21 protein-coding genes are annotated in these 26,189 nt (G+C 39.3%); 15 read left to right on the top strand and 6 right to left on the bottom strand.

Going from position 1 to position 26,189, the window contains the following annotated elements; translation table 11 throughout:
* The first annotated feature begins 17 nt into the window (after positions 1 to 17).
* From prwr041_RS01480 to prwr041_RS01470, 3 genes are all read left to right on the top strand, one after another.
* Positions 18 to 656, top strand: coding sequence for a DUF975 family protein (locus prwr041_RS01480; protein WP_207154561.1), 639 nt, complete (start codon positions 18 to 20; stop codon positions 654 to 656).
* Positions 657 to 742: 86 nt separating this feature from the next.
* Complete coding sequence (trmB, locus tag prwr041_RS01475) at positions 743 to 1,510, top strand: tRNA (guanosine(46)-N7)-methyltransferase TrmB (protein ID WP_207154560.1); 768 nt, start codon at positions 743 to 745, stop codon at positions 1,508 to 1,510.
* Between the two features lie 340 nt (positions 1,511 to 1,850).
* Positions 1,851 to 2,954, top strand: coding sequence for an Mrp/NBP35 family ATP-binding protein (locus prwr041_RS01470; RefSeq protein WP_207154559.1), 1,104 nt, complete (start codon positions 1,851 to 1,853; stop codon positions 2,952 to 2,954).
* A 69-nt stretch (positions 2,955 to 3,023) separates the two neighbouring features.
* Here prwr041_RS01470 and prwr041_RS01465 read toward each other — a convergent pair whose 3' ends face one another.
* The 6 genes from prwr041_RS01465 to ftsZ form a co-directional block, all read right to left on the bottom strand.
* On the bottom strand, positions 3,024 to 4,298 hold the full coding sequence (locus prwr041_RS01465; RefSeq protein ID WP_207154558.1) for an ABC transporter permease: 1,275 nt from the start codon (positions 4,296 to 4,298) through the stop codon (positions 3,024 to 3,026).
* Entirely contained in the window at positions 4,298 to 5,467 is a 1,170-nt protein-coding gene (locus tag prwr041_RS01460; protein ID WP_207154557.1) for an ABC transporter permease, read from the bottom strand. The genes prwr041_RS01465 and prwr041_RS01460 overlap by 1 nt, the downstream gene beginning before the upstream one ends.
* Positions 5,468 to 6,451 carry an HlyD family secretion protein gene (locus prwr041_RS01455; RefSeq protein ID WP_207154556.1) on the bottom strand — a complete coding sequence of 328 codons (984 nt, stop codon included), beginning with the start codon at positions 6,449 to 6,451 and terminating at the stop codon, positions 5,468 to 5,470. It abuts the gene before it with no gap.
* A gap of 28 nt (positions 6,452 to 6,479) precedes the next feature.
* Positions 6,480 to 7,979: a TolC family protein gene (locus tag prwr041_RS01450; RefSeq protein WP_207154555.1), complete on the bottom strand. Its 1,500-nt coding sequence runs from the start codon at positions 7,977 to 7,979 to the stop codon at positions 6,480 to 6,482.
* Positions 7,980 to 8,852: a hypothetical protein gene (locus tag prwr041_RS01445; protein WP_207154554.1), complete on the bottom strand. Its 873-nt coding sequence runs from the start codon at positions 8,850 to 8,852 to the stop codon at positions 7,980 to 7,982. It abuts the gene before it with no gap.
* Positions 8,853 to 9,080: 228 nt separating this feature from the next.
* On the bottom strand, positions 9,081 to 10,505 hold the full coding sequence (ftsZ, locus tag prwr041_RS01440; RefSeq protein WP_207154553.1) for a cell division protein FtsZ: 1,425 nt from the start codon (positions 10,503 to 10,505) through the stop codon (positions 9,081 to 9,083).
* 725 nt (positions 10,506 to 11,230) lie between these two features.
* On the opposite strand from ftsZ, the gene prwr041_RS01435 reads away from it, so the two are divergent.
* From prwr041_RS01435 to prwr041_RS01380, 12 genes are all read left to right on the top strand, one after another.
* Positions 11,231 to 12,109: a tyrosine-type recombinase/integrase gene (locus prwr041_RS01435; protein ID WP_207154552.1), complete on the top strand. Its 879-nt coding sequence runs from the start codon at positions 11,231 to 11,233 to the stop codon at positions 12,107 to 12,109.
* A 623-nt stretch (positions 12,110 to 12,732) separates the two neighbouring features.
* A complete protein-coding gene (locus prwr041_RS01430; protein ID WP_237072276.1) occupies positions 12,733 to 14,277 on the top strand; it encodes a fimbrillin family protein in 1,545 nt (514 codons plus the stop codon).
* Between the two features lie 74 nt (positions 14,278 to 14,351).
* Complete coding sequence (locus prwr041_RS01425) at positions 14,352 to 14,501, top strand: hypothetical protein (protein ID WP_207155708.1); 150 nt, start codon at positions 14,352 to 14,354, stop codon at positions 14,499 to 14,501.
* A gap of 53 nt (positions 14,502 to 14,554) precedes the next feature.
* On the top strand, positions 14,555 to 16,102 hold the full coding sequence (locus tag prwr041_RS01420; RefSeq protein ID WP_237072275.1) for a fimbrillin family protein: 1,548 nt from the start codon (positions 14,555 to 14,557) through the stop codon (positions 16,100 to 16,102).
* A gap of 85 nt (positions 16,103 to 16,187) precedes the next feature.
* A complete protein-coding gene (locus tag prwr041_RS01415; RefSeq protein WP_207155707.1) occupies positions 16,188 to 16,337 on the top strand; it encodes a hypothetical protein in 150 nt (49 codons plus the stop codon).
* Positions 16,338 to 16,390: 53 nt separating this feature from the next.
* Complete coding sequence (locus tag prwr041_RS01410; RefSeq protein ID WP_237072274.1) at positions 16,391 to 17,932, top strand: fimbrillin family protein; 1,542 nt, start codon at positions 16,391 to 16,393, stop codon at positions 17,930 to 17,932.
* Positions 17,933 to 18,627: 695 nt separating this feature from the next.
* Complete coding sequence (locus prwr041_RS01405; protein ID WP_207154551.1) at positions 18,628 to 19,506, top strand: tyrosine-type recombinase/integrase; 879 nt, start codon at positions 18,628 to 18,630, stop codon at positions 19,504 to 19,506.
* A gap of 378 nt (positions 19,507 to 19,884) precedes the next feature.
* A complete protein-coding gene (locus prwr041_RS01400) occupies positions 19,885 to 20,484 on the top strand; it encodes a DUF3575 domain-containing protein (RefSeq protein WP_207154550.1) in 600 nt (199 codons plus the stop codon).
* Between the two features lie 41 nt (positions 20,485 to 20,525).
* Positions 20,526 to 21,995 (top strand): tetratricopeptide repeat protein, encoded by a 1,470-nt coding sequence (locus prwr041_RS01395; protein ID WP_207154549.1) that lies wholly within the window; start codon positions 20,526 to 20,528, stop codon positions 21,993 to 21,995.
* Positions 21,996 to 22,069: 74 nt separating this feature from the next.
* Positions 22,070 to 23,272 carry a fimbrial protein gene (locus tag prwr041_RS01390; protein WP_207154548.1) on the top strand — a complete coding sequence of 401 codons (1,203 nt, stop codon included), beginning with the start codon at positions 22,070 to 22,072 and terminating at the stop codon, positions 23,270 to 23,272.
* A gap of 70 nt (positions 23,273 to 23,342) precedes the next feature.
* A complete protein-coding gene (locus prwr041_RS01385) occupies positions 23,343 to 24,248 on the top strand; it encodes a FimB/Mfa2 family fimbrial subunit (RefSeq protein WP_237072273.1) in 906 nt (301 codons plus the stop codon).
* Positions 24,249 to 24,304: 56 nt separating this feature from the next.
* Positions 24,305 to 26,137: a DUF4906 domain-containing protein gene (locus tag prwr041_RS01380; RefSeq protein WP_207154547.1), complete on the top strand. Its 1,833-nt coding sequence runs from the start codon at positions 24,305 to 24,307 to the stop codon at positions 26,135 to 26,137.
* Positions 26,138 to 26,189: the final 52 nt, after the last annotated feature.

The following is a 26,189-nucleotide window of genomic DNA, read 5'->3' as shown; positions in this document are numbered from 1 at the left end:
AAAATAACAAAAATACTATGGACAATATTTCTGGTTACAAAGACAGAGCGATAGAATCGCTAACTGGTAAATGGGGAAACTCTGCTATTGCTACCCTTATATATATGATAATATTTGGGGGAATAGCAATAACATTCTCTTATGGTGTTACCTTAACACAATCATGTCCGACAAAATTAGATCCACTTGGCAATATCATACAGATTTTATTATCACCTATCGCTTGGGGATTTGAAATAATGTTTTTAGAAAACATACGCAAAGGAGAACTAGACCTTGGCAAAATGTTTGAAGGATTCAAGGACTATTTTCGAATAATGCTAACCAACCTACTTCGAGGAGTATATACACTGCTTTGGACGCTATTGTTTATCATCCCTGGAATTATGAAGATGTACTCATACAGTATGACCAATTATATCTTGTTGGATGACCCTGATTTGAAATACAATTCAGCTATTGAAAAGAGTATGGCAATGATGAAAGGTCATAAACTGGATTTATTCATACTCGATTTGAGCATGATAGGCTGGCTTATCCTTAGTATAATAACATGTGGAATAGGATTCTTATTCCTTGCACCATACAATTTAACAGCTCATGCCCACTTCTATGAAGATCTGAAAGCTGAAGAGCAGCAGAATATTGCCGAATAGAACAAATACAACTACATAATAAGATCGTATCCGAAGTACACAAAACTACACGGGTACGACCTTTTTAATTTTATGAATATACATTTATGAGCAAAGGAAAATTAGAAAAGTTTGCGGAGATGGAAACATTCAGAAACGTGTTTCAATATCCGTTTTCTATCATAGACAATGTACCTTTTGATATGAAGGGACATTGGAATCAAGATTTTTTTAAGAATGATAATCCTATAGTATTGGAACTTGGTTGTGGTAAGGGCGAATATACCGTAGAGCTTGCCAAACTGTATCCAAATGTAAACTTTGTTGGTGTAGACATCAAGGGTGCACGTATGTGGACTGGAGCTAAAAAAGCAATAGAAGCAAATCTTGAAAATGTCGCTTTTCTCAGAACTAACATAGAGATTATTGATAGGTTTTTCGATATTGATGAAGTAGAGGAGATATGGCTCACTTTTAGTGATCCTCAGATGAAAAACGCCCATAAGCGACTCACTAGTACTTTCTTCATGGACAGATATCGTCATTTCCTTGTTGATAAAGGTATTATTCATTTAAAAACAGACTCTAATTTCTTATTTACTTATACTAAGTATATGGTTGATGTAAATAAGTTGCCAGTACTTATTTGTACGGAAGATCTGTATCACGATAATCTGGATTCAGATACTCGTAAGATACTTTCTATTCAAACTTATTACGAAAGTATGTGGATAGAAAGGGGATTAAACATCAAGTATATGAAGTTTAAATTGCCGCGTAAAGCCGAACTAAACGAACCTGATATTGAGATTCCTTTGGATGATTACAGAAGCTATCACAGACCTAAAAGAAGTGGCTCAGAAACAGGTAAGTGAAAAAATGCAAAAAGTTTGTTGATTTAAAAATTTAAACGTACATTTGCAAATATGTATAGCTACTGTATTTTTTAATAGTATATTCGGTATATTTATACATTCTTAATTAATATGATGTTATGGATTTATTTCCATTTAGAGATATGCTCATCATTAATTGATGAGATTATTTTAATTAGTCGTGTGTGCTTATGCTCGTGAGGGTGTCAGTATACAAAATTTTAAAGTTGAGTTAACTTAATAGTGCATAGTCGTGAGACAATGCACTATTTTTTTTGACTCTCATTATGTTTAATCAAAAAATATAATTACTTTTGCATTATTAATAAATTATTAGATTATGACATTATACCCAAAACTAATTACAGATGCCCTAGCGACTGTTGTATATCCAGGTACGAAGAAAAACCTTGTGGAGAGCGATATGGTTGCTATGGATAATGTGCATATTGATGGGATGAAGGTTACCGTCACACTAATTTTCCCTCGTGACACAGACCCATTTCTCAAATCAACTTTAAAGGCTGCTGAGGCTGCTATTCATTATCATGTGGATAAGAAAGTTGAAGTTACTATCGAAACGGAATTTAAATCAGCTCCACGTCCAGAGGTTGGCAAACTTCTGCCGCAGGTAAAGAATGTTATTGCAGTAAGTTCTGGTAAAGGTGGAGTAGGTAAGAGTACGGTCTCAGCGAATCTTGCTATAGCGTTAGCTCGTCTAGGATATAAAGTTGGACTTCTTGATACTGATATATTCGGTCCTTCAATGCCTAAAATGTTCGGAGTTGAGGATGCTCGCCCTTGTGGTGTAAATAAGGATGGTAGGCAGCTAATAGAACCAATAGAAAAATATGGTGTAAAACTATTAAGTATTGGCTTTTTCGTAAATCCTGATACTGCGACTTTATGGCGTGGCGGTATGGCAACATCTGCTCTGAAGCAACTTATTGCCGATGCTGATTGGGGAGATTTGGATTATTTCATTCTAGACACTCCTCCTGGCACAAGTGATATACATCTTACATTGCTACAAACCCTTTCTATCACTGGTGCTGTTATCGTTAGTACTCCTCAGAAAGTGGCTCTTGCTGATGCACGTAAAGGTATTGATATGTATCGCAATGATAAGGTTAATGTTCCAATCCTTGGACTTGTTGAGAATATGGCTTATTTCACTCCTGCAGAGTTACCAGATAATAAATATTATATCTTTGGAAAAGATGGCGCAAAGAACTTAGCTAATGAATTAGGTGTAGCTTTGCTGGCTCAGATTCCTATTGTTCAGAGTATTTGTGAGAGTGGTGATGCCGGTGAACCTGCAGCAACTAAAGTAGACACAATTACAGGTCAGGCTTTCCTGAGTTTGGCACAGTCTGTTATTACAGTTGTCAATCGCAGAAACAAGGAACAGGCTCCTACAGAAATAGTTAAGATGAAGGACTGATTAGCTATTTATAAAATAAACAAAAGAGGTGGAGAATTTATTAATTCTCCACCTCTTTGTATTATATCATTATTCCTGTACTTTTTTGTTTTTCTCTTTTGCTTCAATAGCTTTTTTCTTCAGAAGCTCAATCTTCTCATAAGCATGCTTTCGTGTGTTGCTAATCTGGAATCTGTATACTATACATGTTAGCAACAAGTATACTACTGTTTGTATCCACAATACAGTTACTTCTGGCTGTATATCGGATAGAGTTCCGCCCATACTGCTAATTCTTAGGAATCCTCTAATTCCGAATGTAGATGGGAAAATATAGGCAATAGCTTGCCATACCCCCGGCATATCAGCTAGTGGCCATGAAATACCTGACATGAATAATAGTGGCACTGATGTGAATATTACCAGTAGCATTACGTTCTCTCTATATCTAACTAAACATGACAATGCCATTCCAAAGAATATAACAGCTGAAAGAAATGGAACCATAAGTCCTAGTAGATCTATTCCAGATGCAAGCATTGTGTAATTGAAAAATCGTGGAACGCACATTGTTATATATGCCGCCATTACACTATAAATCATAAAATAGCACATAGACTTACCAAGCACTATTCTGAATATTCCGATATAGTGTCGGCTTATAGGCACAAGATCTTTATATCTGTTGCTTTCGCGTGCTGTTCCTGCACCAAGACCAATTCCCAACATTAATGTTTGTTGTAGAATAAGTATGAGTACTCCCGGTATTATAGCATTTCCATATCCTCCAGTAGAATTAAATATAGGAACTTCAGCAAAGTCAAGTGGCTTTGTGGTTATTTCATCGTCTCTATTGGTGTAGTCTTTTGACTGAGCTATTTGAATATTATTGTTTATTTTGCTCGCAACAGCCTGTGCCGTTTGATAGATAGCTTTATATGTCAGCATGAGACTCATGTCGCAATATAAACTCATATGTGCTTGTTCTGAACGAAACAGTTTTGTTGCAAAATCTTTTGGGAAATACAATATTCCATGTACTTCCTGCTTACCAATTAGATCTTTTGCCTCATCTATACTGTTACAGTAATAAGCAACTTTTGTGTCAGGACTTGCGTCTAGTTCGCGTATAAATTCGCGGCTTGTCTGACTATGTGATTGGTCTACTATGGCTACAGGAACCTCTCTTACTACTTCATTATTGTATATCCATGAGTAGAGTAGAGGGTATCCTAGTGGTACTAGTATAAAGAAAATGAGCACACCTTCATCAGTAATGGTAGAGCGCATTTCTTTAGCCCAGATATAACACATATCTCTGAGACCATTTAGTATCTTATTTAATAATCCTTCGTTCTTCTCCATTATGGTATATATACATAAAGTAGCATAGCCCTCTTAATGTTTCCCATCACGAATATCGGCAGTAATGCGAATAGTATAAGGGCTGATATACTGAACCATGCGTCCATCAGTGGGTAACCGTTAAATATATTGATTTGATATATCATGTAATAGTGTCGCAGCGGAAATAAATTTGTCAGTCCCTGTATGATAGGATTCATTGAAAAAGCCGGATATGTTGCTCCACTTGTAGAGAAACTTACCACAGCCCATAGTGAGCAGATGCTCATCGACATTCTTAGTGATGGCATAAGTCCAAATGCAAAGACTCCGAATCCTTGTGCTGATATAACTGCAAGAAAACCAAGTAGTAGCATGGTAAAGACACCGCCTGGATGTGGAAATCCTAATATGTAATAAATATAGAGTTCAAAAAGATAGAATATTGTAAGAAATATCATGAATTGTGGGAGCAGCTTACCTGCAATAGCTATCCAAGGATTGTTACCTGCCATTGCAAACCATTCCTTTGAATGTTTGAATTTCAGTTCTGTACCTATAGAATAAGGTGTAAGCAGAAATATAAATAGCATTAATATTCCTGGAACCATTACAGTACTAAGATAAACATTATAGTTTGACCAAGGATTCCCAATCATGTGCAAATCTATTGCTACAGGTTGCAGATATGTCTTAATTTCATCATCAGTTTTACCAAATGCACTCAGTTTTGTTTTGCCAATTGACGCTGAACCTAGCGATGAAATAGTCTTCAAGTCGCGAAATAACATGGACCCTGCAACCAATGTCACATTGCTATAATAGAAAGATATCTTAGGTTGACTTGATGTCATCAGTCCATCTGTTGTTCCTCGTGGTATATATAGAAAAGCATATATTTTGTTTTCCTGTATTGCTTGTCTTGCCTCATTTACATTGTTGTATTCGGCAACTACTTTCGTTGTTTGAAAAGCATCTAGGTGTCTTATCATAGAACGCGTAGTTGCTGTATGGTCAAGGTCTACAATTCCGACTGGCATATCTGTAGGTAAACCTTTGTTCATGAGTGACGTAAAAAAGAAAACAACGAATGTCGGGAATAAAACCATACAAAATCCATATATAGGATTTTTCATGAGTATTCCGCATTCGCGAATAGCGATACTATATATTTGCTTTAAAACGCGCATTTATTTCTTAATCAAACTCATTCCTGGGCGTAGCCCGTCTAATTTGTCTATCGGGCGCGCCTTAACTTCAAAAGTCTTCAGGTCGTATTGCCCTGTTGTCTTGGTTGCCTTCCAAACAGCATAGCTGCCTTGATCCTTTATATAATATACTTTCATTCTGATGTCCTTGTTGAAGGCTGGTACGAATGCAGTAAATATATCACCTATCTTCATCCCTTTTAATTGGTCCTCGCGTATGTTGAAAGTACCCCATTTGTCGCTCATGATAGAAATACTCATGATAGGAGAACCCATACCTACAAGTTCTCCAACTTTTGGATATACATCACTAACTTCACCTTCAACCTGTGCAATTTGTACAGTTTCTTTCAACAGTGAACTTACTACGTCTACAGTACTCTGTGCTGCTTTGGCATTATTTGCTGCTATACGTTTTTCTTGCTCACGTGCGCCATTGCGAGCAAGATCATATTGACTTTGCGCAGCCTTAACCTGAGCTTCTGTAGCTTTATAGGCAGCAAAAGCCTCGTCACGTTTCTGACCACTCATAACTCCCTCATCATATAGATGTTGCATACGAATATATGATTTCTTCGCAATATCCCCTGCAGCTTTTGCCTGTTGCACTAGTTCATAGGCTCCTTGTATCTGTTCCTTGCGTGCACCGGCATCAGTAAGGTCTTGCAGTGCTTTAGCTGCATTTCCTGTAGCCTGTGCTACCTTCTTTTGGGCATCAATTTCTGGAATTTCGAGTATAGCAAGTGTGTCGCCTACATGTACATAGTCTCCCTCTTTCACTCTTAATTCCACAATTCGCCCAGGAAGTTTGCATGAAACTCTGTATTCAGAAACTTCAACTTCTCCCTGAATGGTTTCATCTTGCTTCCCAAGAGTAAAGAAACCGATTAATCCTACAACCACGACTACAAGAGTAAATCCCAATACTGCGAGTAGAATGTTGTTATGCTGTGATTTTGCTGACATGATTATTATATTTCTATTTTCAACAATTTTAATATCTTAATACTCCTAGAGCCTTTTGGAGGTTAACAAGGGATAATTTTACTTCGACCTCAGCGTCTATTTTCTGACTTTGAGCCTGTTGCCAAGCTGTCTGTGCTGTCATTACGTCTGTTGTCTCCATTATACCTTCTTTAAATCCAAGGTTTGCGCAACGTAGGTTTTCCTCAGCACTTTTTATGTTTCTACGTGCCATAGTAAGTTTCTTGTGTGCTTCCTTTACTTTAAATTGACTCTGTGTTATTTGTAAGTCTATTTTTTCTTTAGTATCACATAATTCCATTTGAGCCATGCATGTAGCTACTTTTGAGGCTCTTATTTTATATGAACTTTCAAACCAATTCCATACTGGGACTTGTAATATTACGCCTACATTCCATGTCCCTGCGAATTTTCTTTCAAAACTATTGTATATGTTAGGGTTACTAACAAGATATCCTCCTGTCAGAAGAACATGTGGTAAATATTCAGCTCTTACAAGTTTGGTTGCTTGTTGGCTTATTTCTATGCTATTTTGCAACATGCGTAGCTCTGGACGGTTGTTGCTAGCTGCATCTTTGTCAGCTACATTGTCTGTTTGTTGTGACATGTCTATGTTCAGACTATCACTGCTTTCGTCGGCAAGAATTATATTATCACTCATTGGGATGCCACAAAGTTGGCAAAGCATCATTTTTGATAATGTAAGTCCATCTTCAACTTGTGTTACTTGCATTTCTGCTTCGTTTACTTTCACGTTGACTCTCAATCCATCGGAATGTGTGGCTACACCTTCCTTTATCATCTTTTGAACATCACTATTCAGCTTTTTCACCAAATTGAGGTAACTGTTTGCAAGCAACTGTTTCTGTTTTAGTGAAACTACCAACCAATAGGCTTGGTCAATGTTATATAATGTAGACTGCGTCTTATAGTCTGCATCATTTTCAGTAAGACTTTCGTTAATCTTCGCTATATTATTAATAGCTGTTATGGCACCTCCCATATAAATAGGTTGGCGTACCATTATTGCTCCTCCCCAAATATTATGAGTGTCTGTTTCTAATGATTTTACTATTGAATTGCCTATCTGGTTGCCGGCTGTAGCCATTGGGGTTCCCAACTGTCCCATCGCACCGCTTATCTGTTGCGCAACACTCGCTGGAATAACACCTTGTTGTACAAGTCCTGTGACCATGCTCGACAAACTACCGCCTGCCAGTGTGGCTATATTTGTGCCTAAATTATTAAGTTGGTTCTTTTCGTCTTTGTTAAGCAGAGATATGGATTCGCTAAAATATTGATAGCCACCAGCAGCATCAACCTTTGGAAGATACTTTGTTTTAGCAGCTTTTCTTATATTCATTGCCATATCCTGTTTTAACTTAGATATATTGATCTGTTTGTTGTTGTGCAATGCTAATACACGACAACTGTCAAGGCTCAATGTTCTTTGAGCCTCGGCAGACATAAATGCGCCAAAAAATATGAATAATGATATTATCTTCTTCATTTATTTAAATGTAAAGCTTCTTGAACCAATCATGTTACCATCAGCAAAGATGCTCACGTTGTATGTTCCTTCTACTAAAGCTTGTGATACATTCCAATACATCGTTACTGGAGTTTCCTGACCACCGTATTCTATTGTCTTTTGCATTGAACTTTCCAAGCTCCTGTTTTCATATTTAAAAGAGCCTGAACCGCCAAGTAGAGTTCCTGTAGGCGATGTTATTCTTACAAAAATGGTTTTATTTCCATTGGCTGCTGTCACATTTTTTGCTATGCTGAAATTAAGCTGAAATGCTGTTGCCTTCTTTAGTCTATTGGTGTTTTTCCCATTCTTGTTTCTTGCAGACATATTAATACCAATCGCATCTAACTGTGATGCCATAGCTACTTTCTCTGACAAAGAGGCTCTTTCTGTATTAAGTCCAGCAATCTGTTTCGTCGCTTCTTCGTATTGTCCTTTTATGTGATAGTTCTCGTCTGATAGGTTTTTGTTCAAACGGTTTAGTGAATCTATTTCCAATACGTAGCTGCGCAATACTTTCCTTACAGTTGCCAATTCTTTTTTAAGGCGTGTAATTTCTACAGCGTCGGAACTTTTTACATTTCTTAGTTCCTGAAGCAGTTTTTGTGTGTGTTCTTGCTCCGTTGTAAGCTGTGCAACGATAGAATCATTGTTTATCTGAGTTTTCATTTCGCTATACTGATTGGCGAATTGTTGATACTCGTTTTCCATCTCTTTCTTGTCGAGCTCTGCCAATTCCTGCATAGCTTTGTTCTCTTGTTTTTGTGATTTTAGATTCACAGACAGGTAAATAACACCGCTGATGAGTAGAACACCTACAATAATAAGGGGAATTAAAATTTTCTTATTCATAATTATATTTATTTTCCTTATATTTAAAACAACGCAAATTTACCGTTTTTATCTTAAATGGCAAAGACTTTTTAAACATCAAACACCTATAAACTTAATTTTTAGCATTTTTACGGAAAAAATGAACAATATTAAAATTATTTTCACAGTTATATGTTATAGCTATATAATCAGATTATCCGCTGTTTGTTTATTTTGTACAGTATTATTAAGTTGGTTAAACTTTGTTTATTCCGGATCTTGTGTCAGTTCTGTTATTTTGCCCATGAGAAACTTAGCTTTGTCAAGCAAAGAAGCTTTGTGATGATTGAAATTCGGTACTTCAGAGACATTCATATTATTATCCGACATTTTTTTTCTAGGTTCATCCGCAATTTTGCTTGTTGTATTATCTTCAGCAGAAATTTTGAATGTTATAGAATTGTTTTCTTCTGGTTCTTCTTCTTCAACTTTATCTTCAGATAGTTCGTTTTCATCATAATTTTGTTGTGCATCATGAAAGTCTTCTGGTTCATCTTCAACAGTTGTTGCTGGAGTGAATTCATTTTCATTTTTAAAACCAAAATCAAATATCTTTCTCTTGTAAGGTTTGTATAGTTTTTCTATCAATGATTCAAAATAGTAATCATTTGTAGAGTCAATAAGATCGTCCTCTCCATCGTCTTCAAAGCCTGTGGCAAGGATTGTCACTTTAGCATTTTTGCCAAGAGTATTATCGTTACTAACACCCCATATAACGTCAATATTTGGATCTAATGCATCCATGAACTGGTCTATTTCATTCATTTCGCTAACCAGAAGTGGATAGTCCTTGCTTGTATATATATTAAGCAATATTCGTTTTGCTTTGTCAATTTCGTTTCCATATATAAGTGGTGAGTCCAATGCGTCAACAACAGATTTTTCCACACGATGTTCACCTTCTCCTTGCCCCATAGCCATTATTGCACCACCACCTCCTCGAAGAGTTGATTCTACATCACAGAAGTCTAGGTTTATGTCGCCTTGAACAGTTATGAGTTCAGATATTGATTTCGTGGCATCGCTAAGTATCTGGTCGGCTCTTTTGAAAGCATCTTTCACGGCAACTTCTTCATTAGAGAAGATGTCGCATATTCTTTCATTATTTATAATTAGCAAGGCATCAACATTTTTGCGCATTTCTTCAACGCCGTGCAGTGCCTTTATTATTTTTTTTCTCTTTTCAAAATAGAATGGGATAGTGACGATTCCGATAGTGAGTATTCCCATTTTTTTTGCTTCACCTGCTATAATTGGGGCAGCACCAGTTCCTGTGCCTCCACCCATTCCGGCCGTTATGAATGCCATTTTCGTGCCGTCATCAAGTAGTTGGTGAATTTGTTCTATACTCGACATAGCTGCGTCTTTGCCTATTTCTGGATTAGCGCCGGCGCCAAGTCCTGTGTCGCCAAGTGGAAGTTTCACTGTGACAGGTGATTTTTGCAAAGATTGACTATCGGTATTAAGTACAGCGAAAGTAACGTTTACGATACCCTCACGATACATATTGTTGACAGCGTTGCATCCTCCTCCGCCAACTCCAATAACTTTTATGATTCCTTTCGACTTGTCTTCTATTGGTCCAAAGTCAACTAAAGGTTGTTTATCGTTTTTCTCTTCAAAATCCTCCATATCTCATTTCTAAATGTAAAGTTCATGTAAGCGTGGGCATAAATATCAAGCATGCTTGGATATTATCCCGATTTGAGCCTATTTCTGCCAAAGATAGTGCCAACGAGAACAAAATCATTAAGTTTACTTATATGTTTTGTCGAGTGTAGCCTTATCTTATGCAAAGATAGTGCCAACGAGAACAAAATCATTAAGTTTACTTATATGTTTTGTCGAGTGTAGCCTTATCTTATGCAAAGATAGTGCCAACGAGAACAAAATCATTAAGTTTACTTATATGTTTTGTCGAGTGTAGCCTTATCTTATGCAAAGATACTGTAAGCCGAACACAACACAAAATAAAAAGGACTTTTTTTTATCTTATCACAATTTTCCAAAGTTTACTTGTTTAATGGTTTATCTCAGCATTAACAGTCTAGTCTCCGGCAGATGTCGTTCTCTACGTTCTCTGCTTTAACTGATTCATTTACCCCTACTGTCTTTTGTCTGCGTAAATCTGTGAGATCTGCGGGAAAATATACTGTTATTGTACATGCAAAAAAATATATATCAGCGTTAATCCGCAGAAACATGCGTGATACTGTTCTGTCTATTATTTCGAACAGACATATATAATCTGTATTAAAATACCAATGTTTCGTGTGTTATTTAATTGTAAATGAGTTTGTACTTTCTTTTTATTGGTTTTTGATTTGTACATTTGTATTTTTCCAAAAAGATTAATTATGAAAGTAACATTTTCTTTATTTACACAAACATGTATCGACAAACTGAAAAGCAGTGGTAGTTTTTCTACTGCCCACCTTTATGGTTGTGCCGCTAGCTCGTTTAGTGAGTTTCTTGGAGGTCACGTGATTATGTTCAGTGACATAACCCCCCAAGCTTTAAAGCTTTATGAGAAATACCTTATCCGTACTTCCCATTCTTACAACACTGTTTCCACATATATGCGCATGCTTCGTGCCATATACAACAAGGCGGTTATGGCTGGCCTTGCCAAATATGTGTTCAATCTATTTCATGATGTGTTCACAGGCATTGACAGAAATCATAAGAAGGCACTTGATGAACCAAAGTTACGAGAGTTTCTTACTGGCGAAGTGGAAAGCCCTATTTTGAAGAAGGTTCAATTAGTGGCAAACGCCATGTATAAACTTTGCGGCATGCCGTTTGTTGATTTGCAGCATTTAGACGTTAATTCTGTTGTTGATGGTGTTTTGAAATATAATCGTCACAAAACAGGTACTAGTGTCAATATTCCTGTTAATAAAGAAATTTGCAAACTAATCACACAACTTTGTGTGCCAAGCTTCGATCTTAGCACAGAGACAGGTTATAAAAGTTATCAATCACTACTGCGCAAGTTCAATGCAGGACTTAAGCGCTTAGCTAAGGCTTTGAACATAACGATTCACGTTTCTTCTTATACCTTCCGCCATTCGTGGGCTACGAATGCTCTTCGTCATCATGTGCCAGTTGAGGTAATCAGCTCCGCTCTTGGTCATTCTGATATCAGAACAACACAAATATATCTGAAGGGTTTTGATGCAAGGGAAATTGGAATAGCAAATAAAAAAGTTTGCAAATGTTTATCTGTGAAATAAGCAGCCTCAAAGAAAATTGAGTGTAGAAATAAAAACAAACATTAAACGAAATAATAAAAAATATCCGTTACTTTGTAAGTAACAGACATAGTTTATTATGGGACAAATATAGTCATTATTTTATAAATTCATATACTAATTTGCTTTTATTAACTAATTATCAAGAAAAAAACAAACTATTAGGACATATTTGGTCAAAATGCATTTAGATTTAAACACATTTTAAAGATAATATAATCTGCATATTGATTTCCAAAGGAAGCTGTTATTCCGTTGGTGTACTATTATTTTTCAATTATTCGTCCATTTTATCTTCAATTCCTTTCTGTTACTTACAAAGTAATAGAAAGGAATTTTGCATCAAATAAGTATGCTATTTAGTGAATAAATAATATGCTTAGAAGCAAATAATTCAATTAAATGCAAATGAAAAAAAAGAATATCAACGTCCTTCAATCCTCATTATTGAAGCAGAAGTACAGCAATCAATTGCAAAGTAGCAATTTAAATGCATTGCAAACCAATCCATCGGAGCCAGACTCTCGAGATGGAACGATATAGAATAATAAATTGTTCTATATAGCAATAAGTTTAATTAACATATCACGATAAAAAATAAATTAATGAAAAGTAAATTATTAAATGCAGGACTATTTAGTTGTGCATTATTAATAACGTTGAGTGGTTGCTCGTCAGACGATACTCTAGCAGGCGATGGCAATACACCCGTTAAGAGTATGAAGATAAATGTATCTGATGGTATGTTTACTTCAGTAGACGACAACAGTGCAAAGACACGTGCCAATGATGACGGCACAGCTACCATATTCAGCAGTGGTGACGCAATCGGCATATTCGCTGTTAAGGCTGATGGAACATTAGCATTGACCAATGCTAAATATACTTATGATGGCACTTATTGGCTAAACAGCGATAATACGGATAAATTACCCTATTATGATGGTGCAAAGTATTTCGCTTACTATCCATATCAGGAGAGCCTAGCAAGCACTAAGTATGATGCAACACAAACAACAGCCGAGACTTTCTTTGCTTCATTGATAAGTAGTTGGACTCCCGCCACAGATCAAGGCACACACGCTAAATATACAGCTCAGGACTTGATGGTTTCAATGGCAACGGTTGATGTTTCTACAGGTAGCAGTTCTTTCACAATGTCTCATCAGATGTCAATGATAGAAATGGATTTTAATCAAGTTCATTATACATATAACGGAGCAAATACCTACCGCTTTACATTTGATGCAACTAGCAATCCACTTAATATAGCTGCTGGCAAATATCGCTTATTGGTTAATCCCTCTGCTGCACTTTCCATTACAGGTAACAACCAGTATAATAGTACAGACGTAACAAAGGCTAAGGGGTGGAAAATAAGTGGAACAGCTCCTAGTGCTGCAAAATATAAGGTATTTAAATATAAAAATTCCTCTGCAAGTCTTATTCAAACTTCCCGCCAGAATGTATTTATTGGTGATGCAAACATCGGTGATTACCTTTATGATGATGGCACCACAGGAACAAGCACCTTTGGCAAGACAATAGTAGGAATAGTTTTCTCAAATCAGTTAAGTTCCGCTGAATATAATGCTGGCTACACACATGGTTATGCTTTGGCATTGCAAGATGCAATATCGGCAACTACTTCCTGGGGACCTAACACTGGTGATACTGGTCTTCCCCAAGTTTCCACATTTAGTGGTTATTATAACGATATCACCACGGGCTATTACGGAACATTTACCAAAGGATATAATAAAAGTAATAGCAGCTATCCTGCATGGCAGTCAGCCAATAATTATGATGTTGACATATCCAAGTTTACTAATAGCGGCTGGTATTCCCCAAGTATGGGTCAATGGTGGGATGTTTGTGCCAATTTAGGCAAAGTAGACTTGGCTAGCATGCAGATTAGTATTTCGAGTACAGGTAATCTCTATAATGGCTATGCTCTACTGACTAATATCAACAATGCATTAACATCGGCTGGAGGTACAGGATTGACTTCAAATTATTATTATTGGACTGCGTCAGAATACAATACTACTGATGCTGTAACAATTTATTTTGGTAGTTCATACGTATGTTTGAACAACATGAATAAGGTGTTTGGTGGTTATGATGCGCGTGCAGTTCTTGCTTTTTAATAATTTCTTACACGTGTCCCGATTTTAATGTGACATAAAAGATATGATTTTAAAAATAATTCAATTAAATGCAAATGAAAACAGAAAGAAAAGAGTATCAGCGTCCTTCAATCCTTGTTATTGAAGCAGATGTTCAGCAACCAATTGCAAGTAGCAATGTAAATGCTATGCAAACTAATCCATGGGAACCTGAACCTGGAGACGGAACTATTGATGATAATTAATAGTTCTGCAAGGTAATTAATATGATTAAAGTATCACTACAAAAAGCAAAGTAATGAAAAGTAAATTATTAAATGCGGGGCTATTAGCCTGCGCATTATTGATGACGCTAAGCGGTTGCTCTTCAGACGAGACTCTGACAGGCGATAGCAGCACCGCTGCTAAGAGTATGAAGATAAATGTATCTGATGGTATGTTTTCTTCAGTAGATAACAACGGTGCAAAGACACGTGCCATAGAGAATGTCACAGGAACCACATTCAGTAATGGTGACGCAATAGGCATATTCGTTGTTAAGTCTGATGGAACCATTGTACTGACAAATGCCAAATATATCTATGATGGAACATCTAAATGGCTAAATGTTAACAGTACGGAACGTTTGCCCTATATTAATGGTGCAAAGTATTTTGCTTACTATCCTTATCAGGCAAGCATGGATGGTAAATATTTCGCAAGCGTAACTTTCAGTAATTTAACAGCCAATATATTCTTTGCTTCATTGATAAGTGGTTGGACTCCTGCAGCCGACCAAAGCACGCAAGATAAATACACAGCTCAGGACCTGATGGTTTCAATGGCTACAGTTGATGCTTCTACAGGTAGCAGTTCATTCGTTATGTCTCATCAGATGTCAATGGTAGAAATGGATTTCCCTCAATATCACTACACATACGGCGGATCTGATACCTACCGCTTTACGTTTGACGCAGCTAGCAAGCCATTTAATGTTGCTGCTGGTAAATATCGCTTGTTGGTCAATCCTTCGGTAGCACTTTCTGTTACGGGCAAAAATCAGTATAGCAGTACTGATGCATCAAAGACTAAAGGTTGGAAAATAAGTGGAACAACTCCTGCTTCCGCTAAATATAAAGTATATACATACAAAGGTGCTTCTGCTTTTCTTTCTGAAACAAAACGAGATTTTTGTTTTGGTGATGCCAATATTGGTGACTACCTTTATGATGACGGTACCACAGGAACAACCACCAGTGGTAAGACTATAGTTGGTGTTGTGTTCTCCAATGAGATAAACTCTGCGGAATATAATGCAGGCTATACTCATGGTTATGCTCTTGCCCTAAAAGATGCCAGTGCTTCAGGACCTACTTGGGGACCAATAACTGATGCTGGTCTGACCAAAGTTACCACTTTAGAAAATTCTTATAATGATATTAACTCTGGTTATTATGGAACATTTACCAAAGGATATAATAAAAGTAACGGCGACTATCCTGTATGGCAGGTAGCCAATAATTATAATGTTGACGTTTCTCATTTCACTAACAGTGGCTGGTATCTTCCAAGTATAGGCCAATTGTGGGATGTAAGTGCCAATCTTGGTAAGGTTGATCTATCTAGTCAGCAAAGTTCCAGTTCTGTAGGTGGCTACATTTATAGTGGTTCAACAGTAAGAACCAATGTCAACAATGCTATAACCTCGGCTGGAGGTACAGCACTGGTTAATGACTACTATTGTTCTGCTTCTGAGTATAATGGTCTCAATGCTGTGATCATTGGCTTTATCAATACTTACATCGACGTGTCTCACACCCGTAAGTACAGTGGGACTTATACTATTAGGTCCGTCTTGGCTTTTTAACTATTAATAATTTATCACACGTGTCCCGATTTTAATGTGACATAAATGATTTGATTTAGTATATAAATAATTCAATTAAATGCAAATGAAAACAGAAAGAAAAGAGTATCAGCGTCCTTCAATCCTCGTTATTGAAGCAGATGTTCAGCAACCAATTGCAAGTAGCAATGTAAATGCTATGCAAACCAATCCATGGGAACCAGAACCTGGAGACGGAACGATTGAGGATAACTAATAGTTCTGCAAGGTAATTAATATGATTAAAGTATCACTACAAAAAACAAAGTAATGAAAAGTAGATTATTAAATGCAGTTCTATTAGCTTGTGCATTATTAATGACGCTAAGCGGTTGCTCTTCAGACGATACTCTGACAGGCGAAAGCAGCGCCACTGCTAAGAGTATGAAGATAAATGTATCTGATGGTATGTTTGCTTCCGTAGATAACAACGGTGCAAAGACACGTGCCACAGATGATGTCACAGGAACCACATTCAGTAGTGGTGATGCTATTGGCATATTCGCTGTTAAGTCAGACGGAACTTTGGCATTAACCAATGCTAAATACACCTATGACGGCACTTCTTGGCTAAACAGCGATAATACAGCTATCTTACCCTATTATGATGGTGCAAAGTATTTCGCTTACTATCCTTATCAGGCAAACCTTGCAAGCGATAAATATGATGCAACACAAACAACAGCCGAGGCATTCTTTGCCCCATTGATAAGTGGTTGGACTCCTGCAGCTGACCAAAGCACACAAACCAACTACACAGCTCAGGACTTGATGGTTTCAATGGCTACAGTTGATGTTTCTACAGGTAGCAGTTCCTTCACAATGTCTCATCAGATGTCAATGATTGAAATGGACCTTCATCAAGCTCACTATACATATAGTAGATTAGATACATACCGTTTTATGTTTGATACAGCTAACAATCCATTAAATATAGCTGCAGGTAAATACCGCTTTTTGGTTAATCCATCTAAGCCTCTTTCTATTACAGGTAAAAATCTGAATACTATCAGCGACATAACCAAGCTTAAGGGCTGGAAAATAAGTGGCACAGCTCCTGCTGCATCTAAATATAAGATATATAAATACAATGGCGCTTCTGCTTGTCTCACAGAAACTGCACGTGGTAATGTATATATTGGTGATGCAAATATCGGTGATTATCTTTATGATGATGGAACAACAGGAACAACTACCGTTGGTAAGACAATTGTGGGTATAGTATTCTCCGATCAGTTAAGCCCTACAGAATATAATGCAGGCTACACACATGGATATGCATTAGCATTGAAAGATGCAATAGTCGGAACTACTTCTTGGGAACCTCTTTATAACGATGCCGGTCTTAACAAAGTTACTAAGTTTTATCAATATTTTACCGATATTAACACTGGCTATACCGGCACATTTACCAAAGGATATAATAAAAGTAACGACCAGTTTCCAGCATGGCAGGCTGCTAATAATTACAATGTGGATGTATCCAAGTTCACCAATAGTGGTTGGTATCTTCCAAGTATCGGTCAATGGTGGGATGTTTGCGCCAACCTAGGTAAGGTTGATCTTAGCGGTAAGCAGTATTCGGGTTCCTCAAATGATGATCTTTATCTCGGTTCTACAGCAACAGCCAATATCAACAATGCGCTAACAGCAGCTGGTGGTAACGCATTTTCAGACTATGCGTATTGGTCTGCGTCTGAGTATGATATGAGCTACGCTATGGTAGTTTTCTTCTACAAGTCTAATGTCAATATTTCCTCTGCAGTTAAGAACCTCACTTATTTCTATGTTCGGCCTGTTCTCGCTTTTTAGTTATTGATATCTCTATTTAATAATTTATTGATTTTTCACTAAGCATTTTATGTAAATGCTACATGTTGGTAGAAAATATAAATTTGATACCACATGATTTGATAACCTATTTTAGTCTAAGAAGTGTACATCCCAGCGGGGAATGTCTTTGAGAGCCTTCACACGTGAGTGTGGGGCTCTTTTTGATTCCCTTAGAGTTTCTTTTTCGTAGTATTTCCCAGCGGATTTGTTGTGTCAACGTAAACGGCTGTATCTCCCGCAGATTACGCAGACAAACCCCAAAACAAAACTAACTGCAAACTGTCTTTCTCTGCGAAATAATGCAGCCTGCTGCATTCCTCTGCTTTATCTGCGAGAGACAATGTAGTTCATGCTGTTTGCATTTATCTGCGTAAATCTGTGAGATCTGCGGGAGAATAGGCCGTTTTACAGATAGTATAGCTACATACAAAGAGAAAGAAATCTGCGGGAATATGCATCTGTTTTAGCAGATACTGCAAATATATACAGTAAAGAGTATTAGTGGGGAACTGCAAGGAACCCCCTTTGTCTATTATTTTGACTGACATATATAATCTGTACTTAAATAACAGTGATTCGTCTGTTATTAAATTTAAAATGAGATTGTGGGTTCTTTTTATTGGTCTTTGATTTGTAAATTTGTAATTCACTTTTTAAATATTATTTTAATTATTATGTCAGTAACATTCTCATCTTTTACCCAAACCTGTATTTATGACCTTCGTCAAGAGGGTCGTTTTGCAACCGCGCACCTTTATGACATTTCACTGCGCTCATTTTGTAAATGTCTCGGTCACGATGTTATCCGTTTCAGTGAGATAAACCGTAATTCACTCCATCTGTTTAAAAGGTATCTTATAGAGCGGCATTATTCCCCCAATACTCAGTCCACTTATATGCGCATGCTCCGTGCCTTATATAACAAAGCTGTGTATGCAGGGCTTGCCAAACATGTCTATAACCTGTTTCATGATGTTTTTACGGGCATTGACAAAAGCCATAAGAAGGCGATGTCGCCTGTTGACCTGAATAAACTCTTTTTTGGCAAGGTAAGCAGTCCAGCCCTTATCCGTGCCCAGCAGATAGCCAGGCTGATGTATTGTCTCTGTGGTATTCCCTTCGTTGATTTTCAGCATGTCGGCGCTGACTCTGTCAAGGACGGATCTCTGAACTACAGCCGCCGTAAGACCGGAGTCTGTGTCAGTATTCCTGTCAATAAAGAAACAGTTGCTCTTATAGAGAAAGCGGCAGTATGCCCTTCTGACATGAATACCGAGGAGGGCTATCGCCATTACCAGTCATTGCTTCGCAAGTTCAACGCCAGTCTTTCGCGTCTTGCCAGTAAGCTTGGTATCAAGGCTCATGTGTCTTCCTACACCATCCGCCATTCTTGGGCTACCACAGCTCTGTACTGTCATGTTCCTGTGGAGGTGATCAGTTCCGCTCTCGGTCATGCCGACATCAAGACCACGCAGATATATCTCAAGGGCTTCAATGCCAAAGAGATAGGGCTTGCCAACAGAAAAGTATGCAGGTGCGTGGAAAATAAATGAAGTATTGAATAGTCTTTTTTGACAGGCGATTACGCCCATAACACAGACTCTCAGGTACAAATAAAAACAGCCGTTACTTTACAAGTAACAGCTATAAATATTATTTGGCAAATGTAGTGATTAATTTATTGAGTTACATATAATTTTGCATTAATTAACCAAAAACCGCGGAAAAACATATTAATGAGGACACAGACATTCAAAACATATTCATATTTGAACATATTTTAAATATTTTCTCATCTATATCCTCCTGTCACACGTAACAACATTTACGCGTGCCAGCCCTCTTCGTGCAGTTTTATACCCTAAAAGTCTTCAGTTCCTTTCTGTTACTTGTAAAGTAACGGAACGTGTAATTATAGAAGAGATAATTGGATGAGTAAATTAAAATTTCATAGTACGAAATGTAGGATGAGTGATATTATATTAAAGTCATTTTTGCTTTTATTGGTATCTATGCCATCCTTGCGCCTTCATGCGCAGCATGTAGCGCTGAAATCCAATCTGCTCTATGACGCATTATGCATCCCATCCCTGGGTACTGAGGTCCGCCTTGACAGTACCCTTACCCTGAGCGTTTCTTCTACCTACTGCCCGATATCCTACGGTAGTGACCGTAAATGGAAGAACTGGTCAGTCCAGTACGAAGCCCGTCATTGGTTCCGCAAGTCCTTCCGTGGTCCTTACATCGGACTCTTTGGTATTCATGGAGGTTTCAACCTAAACCGCATACCTGTGTTCCGCCTTACCAATCACCGTGCTGAAGGCAACTTCAACGGTGCCGGACTCACCTTCGGTTTCCATCGAATACTCTCTCCTCACTGGGGCATAGATACCTCTCTGTCTGCGGGCTACCTTCATCTGCGCTACCGCCATTACCGTGAGGGAACCTATGGCTACCTTGAATATACAAAGGGTAGGGACTATGTCGGTCCTGTCTCCCTTTCCGTATCACTGGTATATATCATCAAGTGATAATAATAAGATAATAACAATGAAATAATATTTATAGAGAAATGAAATTATTACAATCTGCATTCTTTCTTCTTGCCTTCAGCGGAACGGTATCCGCAGCATCCGCCCAGACTGTCTACGGCGGACAGATCTACGTCAACTCCGAGAACTTCACCCGTCAGGGTGACCTTCTCCGTGTACGCATGAAGGTAAGCTATGACAGCAGTGTCGTGGGAAGCTGTGAGTCGCTCGTCTTCACTCCTGTCCTTAAGACAGACAGTGCGGTTTCCGTGCTTTCCTCAGTGGTCATCAATGGTCGTGAGCGTGAGCGCGATGCTCATCGCACAGAAGTCCTTTCCGATAATCGCCGCAACATGCCCATCGTTGTCAAGGACAGCCATGCTGCCAAGCGCTACTTCATCTACGACACCACAGTTCCTTATAAGGACTGGATGCAGGACTGCCGCATGTATGTAGAGAGCGAGGAGCTTAACTGCACCGGTCATCGCGGACACGTTTACGAGGACCTTGTGCTGAAGAACATCTACCTCCACGACATGAGCAACGATAATCCCGATCCCAATGTGCATTATTATAACCTGATGGACTATGTTCAGTTCCTTCAGCCTCAGGGCTCAGATATTGACAAGTTCCATCGCAGCGGTGAAATCCAGATTTTCGGCAACAAGTCACTCGCCAAACTTAGTGGCAGCAGATTCAACCGCACCGTGTTCAATACCATCGCCACTGACGTGAAAAGTGAGCTCCAGCGTTACGGAACAAGCCTCGTAGGTCTTCGCATCAACGGCTTCGGTGCTCCTATCGGCAACTACCGCCGCAACGAGAGTGAGGCTATGGAACGTTCCCTTGATTTGAAGAAATACCTGATGAGGCAGAAGCTCACCAACCGCAACGACCTCACTGTAGGCTGGCTTGCTGAAGACTGGGACAGCATCTCTTCGCTGGTAGCAGGTAGCGGCATGAACCTTCGCGAAGCCGTTGTAGACATCATCAAGAGCATTGACGTAGTCAACGGTCGTGAGCGTGAAATCCAGAACATCGGTCATGGCATGCCTTATGAGTATATGGTGAAGTTCATCTTTCCAAAAGTCTACCGCATCAAATATACACTGACCTTCCGTCACGATGGATTTGACAGTAACTCTGCTATGCAGCATCTCGGTTCAAACCCAGCCACGATGACACTGGGTGAACTCTATGCCACAGCTGGATTCTATAAGAAAGGCTCTCGCGAATACAACGACATCGTGGACCTCACAGCGCGTCTCTTCCCAGATAATCCAGAGGCAAACATCAACGCTGCCGGTGTTGCTCTGACACGCAACGACGCAACCCTTGCGCATAAGTATCTTAAGCGTTGGGAAACCGATTCAAGAGCCTACTGCAATATGGGACTCCTTTATCTTAGCGAGGGCAACCGCGATAAGGCAGAGGTTTACCTGAAGATGGCAAAGGCAGCCGGAGTTACTCAGGCAGACAAAGCTTTGAGCGAACTGATGAAGATGAAATAAAATAAAGGAATGAAAAGGAATATAAGAAATAAAAGTAATAAAAAGAATATTAATAATTAAATTGATTTATAGTTATGAGAACAAAACCAGCAATACTAGCCTTCTTCGCATTGGCAACCATTGCCATGCAGGGCTTATTAACATCATGCGCAGGTGATGAAAACCTGAGCACAGAGAAGCCTTCAACGGGTACTCAGACCCTGAAGATAAATCTGAAACCTGCCGACACTCGTGCGGCAGCCTATACAGATCCTGGTACGGATGCTGAGAATAAAATCAACCGCGTCACGATAGGTATCTTTGACAAGAACCTTGACACAAATGGTAAATATCCGGTCAAGACTATACAGGATGCCTCAGATCCTACAGCTCCTTCTATCACGACAAGTCAGCTTGCTGAAGGTGATAAGGTCCTTGTTGCAGTGAATGCTCCAGCTGGAACCTTTACTGGTGCCAAGGATATGGCAGACTTTGAGAGCAAAACGCTTGGTATTGACGATGCCCTTGCAGGCGGAAATCCTTCTGCCACAATTGTTGTCAATAACAATCTTCCCATGTTTGGTATCAGCACCATTGCTGGATCATCACCAACCTTTTCAGCCTCTGTAGACGTATATCACATGGTATCAAAGATTACCCTCAGATCACTCAGCGTGAACTTCAGTGCCACTGGTGCCTACTCGGCTGCAACGTTCAAACCTACTGCTGTTTTCCTGTCAAATGTTCCTGATAAGCTTGACTTTTATCCTGTAGACGCCGCTAATATGACAAGCTACTCTACCTTTGCCACCGTGGGAACCCCTCAGCAAGGAGAATCAGGAGTTTCTTTAAACCTCAAGTCGTATCTTGGCACAGCTTCACCTATAGGCTTCACTCCAGTGAATCCTACGCTGAGCGGCGTGAATACAGGTAGCACTTATAACTGGGGAATCGTATCCCCGTCAGTGACTAATATTCTCTATCTTTATAGCATGCCTAGTAGTGCAGCAACCTCAACCCGCCTTGTTATCAGAGGTGATTTCGATCCTGACGGTACAGGTGCTAATAAAGTTCCAGTCTACTATCCTGTCAACATCAACTATAACTCATCAGTCGGTACTATACCTGACGGTGGCACTGCAAAGCAGATCTATCCAAACAAGAACTATATCATCGACGTGACTATTCAGGGCAAGGGTTCTTCTGATCCTACTGTTCCTATAGACCCTGAGAACGCAACGGCAAACATCACAGTGCAGTCTTTTACACCCGCTAATCAGAGTAATGTGTTCAACTAATAACTGTATATTCTGAATAGCAGTAATACGAATAACAGTAATCAAATAGCAACAATAAAACTAAAGCTCAATGAAAATTAGGCATATACTTATCACCTGCATCCTTCTGGCTATGCTTCCGCCCCTTGTAAGTAGCTGCATCAACGACGACGAGAGCCTTCGTGTGCAGTACAACGTGGGCGTTCGCCTTGCCACGAGGTCAGGCGAAGTACTGCCTGATTCTGTGGCAGGTAGCGTGCATGCCTATATGTTTATAGACGGTCGCTACTCCCATGAGGTATCCAGGGAACCCGACGGTCGCTACTATCTCTGCTTCGACAACCGCCAGACAATGCGACTTGTGGCAGTGGGATTAGGTAGTGGTGACAGCGTTCAGCTCGTTCCTCCTGTCTTGGGAGATTCTTTGAGCAGTGTCTGTGCAAGACTCCGCAACTCTGGTGCCTCCCGATCTGTGAGCGGATCTGCAGGCACCATCACTGAGGTCACTCCGATGAGCTATATCTGCTACGGAGATTTCAGCTACAGTCCCGGCGATGCACTGCGCGACTCCAGCTTTGCTACTCTAACGATGGAGAACAAGAACGTGCGCATCCATATCGTGATCCGCAACCTTCTCAGCCAGATGGGAGAGGGTAACTACACTGTAAAGATAGAAGGCTTCCGCAGTGCCCTAGCCTTCGACGGCAGTATCAAGGGTGACAGCGTGGTCTATGAACCTCATGGAGGCTTCGACAGCAATGGGGTGTTCTCTACGGATATTATCAATGCCCTTCCCACGGCTAATGGTGAGAAGGTTACCTTCACCCTTTACAAAAACGACAACCCGATATTCAAGCGTACTACGGACTCCTCCGGAGATCCTATAACCCTTTCACCCGAAGACGACAAAGCAATCGTTGTTGATGTGGGAAAGATGGGTGTCAATATTAATGTGATGCCGTGGAGCGATGTAAACAGCGGCACCATCTTCTACTAGATATGAAAGTATGTTTGTAATCATCTACATTCATCATAGTTAAGTTAATAAGCAAAATGAACAGATATCACACTATATATTCCCTTTCAGTCCCAGCATTTCTACTGTCCCTATGTCTAATTCTTGCATCCTGTGCAGGCGAGGAATTCTCCTCGACTTCACAGAATAGCGGAGACACAACAACAGTGAAGCTGACTTTCTGCATCAGTGACGGCAACCAGACACGTGCCATTACTTCAGCCAATGAGAATATCGTGAGCGATATCACTGTAATGATCTTCGATGCAAGTGGTTCTCTGATTGGCAGCACGTATCAGCCTTCAGTGGCAGCAGGTTCAGTTTCAGTCCCTGTAACCACACGTTCAGCCAGCAACTGTAAAATCTACGCCATCGCCAATACAGGCTCATCAAGCTATTTTGCAGGTGTGAATACAATAGATAAGCTGAATGCAATGTACACAACGATAGGCAGCCCTGCAGATTTAGAGAACAACGGTAGTACAGCTGGTAGTACAGGGGCAATGATGATAGGTCATATTGATGTACCGACAATAGATCCTGGCACCAATCAGTTTGCCATCCCTCTATATCATCAGTGCGGTAAGGTGAGCTTCACGATAACTCCTGTAAGCGGCGTGACGATCACGGGCTATCAGCTCTGCAACGTTCCCCTTAGCAGCTATATCACAGGCAGTCATGTTCCTGCATCAACCTCTAATGTTGCTGGTCCTCCAGCAGGAGCAAGCAGCTATGGTAACTTTACCGCCGTGAGCGGTTTGAGCCAGACGACATCCTTGTCCAAGACTTATTATGTATATGAGAATCTGTGCGGCAGCAACAGTAGTGTCACAGACGAGAAATCCAGAAACAGTGTCAATGCCCCCACATCATCATCAGCAAGCGCCAGCTACCTGTTGGTGTATGCCAAAAGCAACAGCTGGACGTCAACATACCGTATATACTTAGGTGGTGTAACAAATTCTTCACCCACAACGACAGACCTTACAAACTTTAATGTATACCGCAACCTTAATTATCAGTGCGGTATCACACTTGGCACAGGAGGTGGCAGTGGAGATGCCAGAGTTACCTACAAGGCAACAATTGTTAGTGGCAGAAATAATATGTATCTTGGTGATGCTCCTATAGGGAACTACCTTTACAGTGATGGTACAAATGGAACAACATTTCAGGCTGGTAAAACAGTTGGTATAATCTATTCGAGCGAGATTACCCAGGCGCAATATGATGCAGGTTGCCGTCATGGCAGGGTATTGGCTTTGAAGAATGCCAATGGCGGAAATATTTGCCTTTGGTCAAGTGTAAACAATTCACCATATACCGATCATACAAGTACCGGTCATCTTTATGCTACAAACTTTAAGACATGCTTTGATGATGTTAGTAGTGGTTATGATGTTTTAAACTATAATCCATCATATGTAAATACAAGTAGCAATTATGCATGGTATTATTGCTATACATATAATGATGGAACTGTTAGAACTAAGACATCACCATTTATAAATACAGGATGGTATCTTCTTAGTGCAGGTGAATTGTGGGATATAATTGAAAATCTTGGTACATGGAGTGCAAGTCAATTAACAATAATAAAAGGTCTTAGAACAAGTACATTGAGTATTGATAATTATCTAATAGCAGGTTTGTCAGGTACGTATTTTGATAATTTGAATACGAAACTGTTAAATTCTGGTGGAGATCGAATTATTCCTCAATCTGGTGCCTATTATTTTTGGTCTGCTTCGGAAACAGATGCTAATGATCCAGTGCACGTAAATTTTAGTAGTTCATTTATTCATTTGCACTATGGAATTAGTAAAACTAGTAGTTATGGCAGTTATGTTCGGGCTGTCCTAGCATATTAATCTATTTATCATTTTAGAATTTTTAGAAAATGAAGAATGAGTTAAATACCGC

Source organism: Prevotella herbatica (genome assembly GCF_017347605.1).
Classification (GTDB): Bacteria; Bacteroidota; Bacteroidia; order Bacteroidales; family Bacteroidaceae; genus Prevotella; species Prevotella herbatica.
The sequence above is the reverse complement of the archived record's forward strand: the minus strand, read 5'-3'. Positions and strand labels throughout refer to the sequence as shown.